2 protein-coding genes are annotated in these 3,974 nt (G+C 70.7%); one reads left to right on the forward strand and one right to left on the reverse strand.

The window, feature by feature from the left end; genetic code table 11:
- Positions 1 to 108 precede the first annotated feature (108 nt).
- On the reverse strand, positions 109 to 2,757 hold the full coding sequence (locus ABT106_RS31290) for a valine--tRNA ligase (RefSeq protein WP_351284267.1): 2,649 nt from the start codon (positions 2,755 to 2,757) through the stop codon (positions 109 to 111).
- 127 nt (positions 2,758 to 2,884) lie between these two features.
- On the opposite strand from ABT106_RS31290, the gene ABT106_RS31295 reads away from it, so the two are divergent.
- Positions 2,885 to 3,853, forward strand: coding sequence for a hypothetical protein (locus ABT106_RS31295; RefSeq protein ID WP_351284269.1), 969 nt, complete (start codon positions 2,885 to 2,887; stop codon positions 3,851 to 3,853).
- Positions 3,854 to 3,974: the final 121 nt, after the last annotated feature.

Here is a 3,974-nt window from a genome sequence, read left to right on the forward strand (position 1 = left end):
GGGGGGGGGGGGGGGCGCCCCCCCCGGGGGCCCCCCCGCCGGGGCGGAACGCGCGGAAGGCCCCCGCACCGTCGTCCGGTGCGGGGGCCTTCCGCGGACCACCGGCTCCTAGGCCGGCGGCAGCGCGTCCAGCTGGGCCTGGATCCGGACGATGTCCGCCCCGGCCTTGGCCAGCCGGCCCTTGATCTTGTCCACGACGTTGTCGGGGGCCTTGGCCAGGAAGGCTTCGTTCCCGAGCTTCGCCTCGGCCTGCTGCTTCTCCTTCTCGGCGGCGCCGAGGTCCTTGGAGAGCCGCTTGCGCTCGGCCGCGACGTCGATGGTGCCGGACAGGTCGAGCGCGACGGTGGCGCCGCCGACCGGGAGCGTCGCGGTGGCGCTGAACTCCTCGCCCTCCGGCTGCAGGCGCAGCAGCTGGCGGATCGCCGGCTCGTGCGCGGCCAGCGCCGTACCGGCCAGGTCCAGGCGGGCCGGGACCTTCTGGCCCGGCTGGAGGCCCTGGTCGGCGCGGAAGCGGCGGACCTCGGTGACGACGGCCTGGAGGTTCTCGATCTCGGCCTCGGCGGCCTCGTCGCGGAAGCCGCCCGGACCGTCGGTCCCGGGAACGGATACAGCCTTGGGCCAGTCCGCGATGACGAGGGACTCGCCGCCGGTCAGGGTGGTCCACAGCGTCTCGGTGACGAACGGGACCACCGGGTGCAGCAGGCGCAGGGTGGTGTCCAGGACCTCGCCGAGGACGCGGCCGGAGACCTCGGCGCCCTCGCCGCCCGCGAAGAAGGTCGTCTTCGACAGCTCGACGTACCAGTCGAAGACCTCGTCCCACGCGAAGTGGTAGAGGGCCTCGCTGAGCTTGGAGAACTGGTAGTCGTCGTAGTACGCGTCCACCTGCGCGACGGTCTTGTTCAGCCGGGACAGGATCCAGCGGTCGGTCGCCGACATCTTCTCGACCGGCGGCAGCTCGCCCTCGATCGTCGCGCCGTTCATCAGCGCGAAGCGCGTGGCGTTCCAGATCTTGTTGGCGAAGTTGCGGGAGGCCTGGACCCAGTCCTCGCCGATCGGGACGTCGGTGCCGGGGTTGGCGCCCTTGGCCAGGGTGAAGCGGACGGCGTCGGAGCCGTACTTGTCCATCCAGTCCAGCGGGTCGACGACGTTGCCGAAGGACTTCGACATCTTCTTGCCGCGCTCGTCGCGGACCAGGCCGGTCAGCGCGATCGTCTTGAAGGGGACCTCGCCGTCCATGGCGTACAGGCCGAACATCATCATCCGGGCGACCCAGAAGAAGATGATGTCGTGGCCGGTGACCAGGACGTCGGTGGAGTAGAACTTCTCCAGGTCCGGGGTCTTCTCCGGCCAGCCCAGCGTGGAGAACGGCCACAGGCCGGAGGAGAACCAGGTGTCGAGGACGTCGGTGTCCTGCGTCCAGCCCTCACCGTCCGGGATCTCGTCGTCCGGTCCGACGCAGACGATCTGACCCTCCGGGCCGTACCAGATCGGGATCCGGTGGCCCCACCACAGCTGGCGCGAGATGCACCAGTCGTTGAGGTTGTCGACCCAGTCGAAGTACCGCTTCTCCATCTCCTGCGGGTGGATCGTGACGCGGCCGTCGCGGACCGCGTCGCCCGCGGCCTTCGCGAGCGGCTTGACGCCGACCCACCACTGGAGGGACAGCCGCGGCTCGACCGTGGTGCGGCAGCGCGAGCAGTGCCCGACGGAGTGCTGGTACGGGCGCTTCTCCGCGACGATGCGGCCCTGCTCGCGCAGGGCGCCGACGATCGCGGACCGCGCCTCGAAGCGGTCCAGGCCGAGGAAGGGGCCGTGGACGGTGATCACGCCGTGCTCGTCCATGACCGTCATGTTGGCCAGGCCGTGCCGCTGCCCGATCGCGAAGTCGTTCGGGTCGTGCGCCGGGGTCACCTTGACCGCGCCGGTGCCGAACTCCGGGTCGACGTGCGTGTCGGCGACGACCGGGATGGTCCGGTCGGTCAGCGGCAGCTTGATCTGCTTGCCGACCAGGTGCGCGTAGCGCTCGTCGTCCGGGTGGACGGCGACGGCGGTGTCACCGAGCATCGTCTCGGCGCGGGTCGTGGCGACGACCAGGGTCTCGTCGCCCTCGCCGTAGCGGATCGAGACGAGCTCGCCCGCGTCGTCCTGGTACTCCACCTCGATGTCGGAGATGGCGGTCAGACAGCGGGGACACCAGTTGATGATGCGCTCGGCCCGGTAGATCAGGCCGTCGTCGTAGAGCTTCTTGAAGATCGTCTGGACGGCCTTGGACAGCCCCTCGTCCATGGTGAAGCGCTCGCGCGACCAGTCCACGCCGTCGCCGAGGCGCCGCATCTGGCCGAGGATCTTGCCGCCGTACTCTTCCTTCCACTGCCAGACCCGGTCGACGAACTCCTCGCGGCCCAGGTCGTGGCGGGACTTGCCCTCCTCGGCGAGCTGCTGCTCGACCTTGTTCTGGGTGGCGATGCCGGCGTGGTCCATGCCCGGCAGCCACAGCGCCTCGTACCCCTGCATCCGCTTGCGGCGGGTCAGGGCGTCCATGAGCGTGTGCTGGAAGGCGTGCCCCAGGTGCAGGGAGCCGGTGACGTTCGGGGGCGGGATGACGATCGTGTACGGGGGCTTCTCGCTCGCGGGGTCGGCCGTGAAGTACCCACGCTCCACCCAGCGCTCGTAGAGCTTCCCCTCTACCTCGGCCGGCGCGTACTGGGTCGGCAGTTCGGAGTCGGGGGCGCTGGGTGTCTGCGTGTTCTCGGTCACGGGGCACAGTTTAGAGCGGTAACAGTCCAGTCATGAAACCGGTAATCCAGGGGCCCGCCGCCCTGCCCGCCCCCGGCTTCCGTCAGGATGTGAGGGACGCATAAGCAACCTCATTGGGGGACGCGGGATGAGCTACAACCAGCCAGGGCCGTACGGACAACAGCCGCAGCAGCCGCAGCAGCCCGGCCCGTACGGGCAGCAGCCCCCGGCCCCGGGCCCCTACGGCCAGGGCGCGCCCCAGCCCGGATACGGCTACCCGCAGCAGCCGGGCGTCCCCCCGCAGGGCTACCCCCAGCAGCCCGGGTACCCGCAGCAGCCCCCGCAGCCGGGGTACGGCTACCCGCAGCAGCCGGGCGTACCGCCGCAGGCCCCGTACGGCGCGATGCCCCCGCAGCAGCAGCCGAAGAAGTCCAAGGCCCCCCTGGTGATCGTCGCCGCGGTCGTCGCGGTCGCGGTGATCGCGGGCGGCGGCTGGTACTTCCTGGCGGGCGGCGGCTCGGACGGTGCCGTCGCGGCCGACACCAAGGGCTACAAGCTGGTCGCCCCGGCCGCGGTCGACGACTTCAAGCAGGACCCGAACTACGGGAAGAGCAAGAACGAGTTCACCGAGACGGAGAAGAAGGAAGCCGAGGCGGCGGGCATCAAGAACCCCGTCCAGGTGGGCATGAACTACCAGGCCGGCGACCCGAAGAACCCGCTGTCGGCCAAGATCCTCAACTTCCAGGGCATCTACGGCGAGCTCGCCGACCCGGAGAAGAGCGTCGACGGCTACTTCGCCATGGCCAAGCTCAACATCGCCAAGGAGGACAAGGACACCGAGATCGAACTCATCGGCAGTCCCCAGGCGATGACCCCGGCCGGCTTCAAGGGCGCCGTGATGAAGTGCCAGAACTTCAAGTTCAAGGCGAAGAAGGCCACCACCAAGGGCCCCCAGGAAGCCACCCTCCCCATCTGCATCTGGGGTGACTTCAGCACCCTGAGCGTGGTCACCGCCACCGACGCGGCCTCCGTGCTCGCCGGCAAGGCGGGCTACACGCTGGAGCAGACCGCGGAACTCACCGCGAAGCTCTACAACACCTCCCGCGTCAAGGTCTGACCCGGCGCGCAACGCGAGAGGGGGGGCGCCCCCGCCGGGGGGCGCCCCCCGCGCGGGCGGGCGGGCGGGGCGCCGGGGCGGGGGGGGGCGGGGGGGGAGGGGCGGGGCGGCGGGGCCGCCG

It is taken from the genome of Streptomyces sp. NPDC002044 (assembly GCF_040296725.1).
Lineage (GTDB): Bacteria > Actinomycetota > Actinomycetes > Streptomycetales > Streptomycetaceae > Streptomyces > Streptomyces antarcticus.

Bases quoted from the DNA above. Each gene is read 5' to 3' on its own strand.
- ABT106_RS31295 (WP_351284269.1), top strand. From the start codon at position 2,885: ATGAGCTACAACCAGCCAGGGCCGTACGGACAACAGCCGCAGCAGCCG.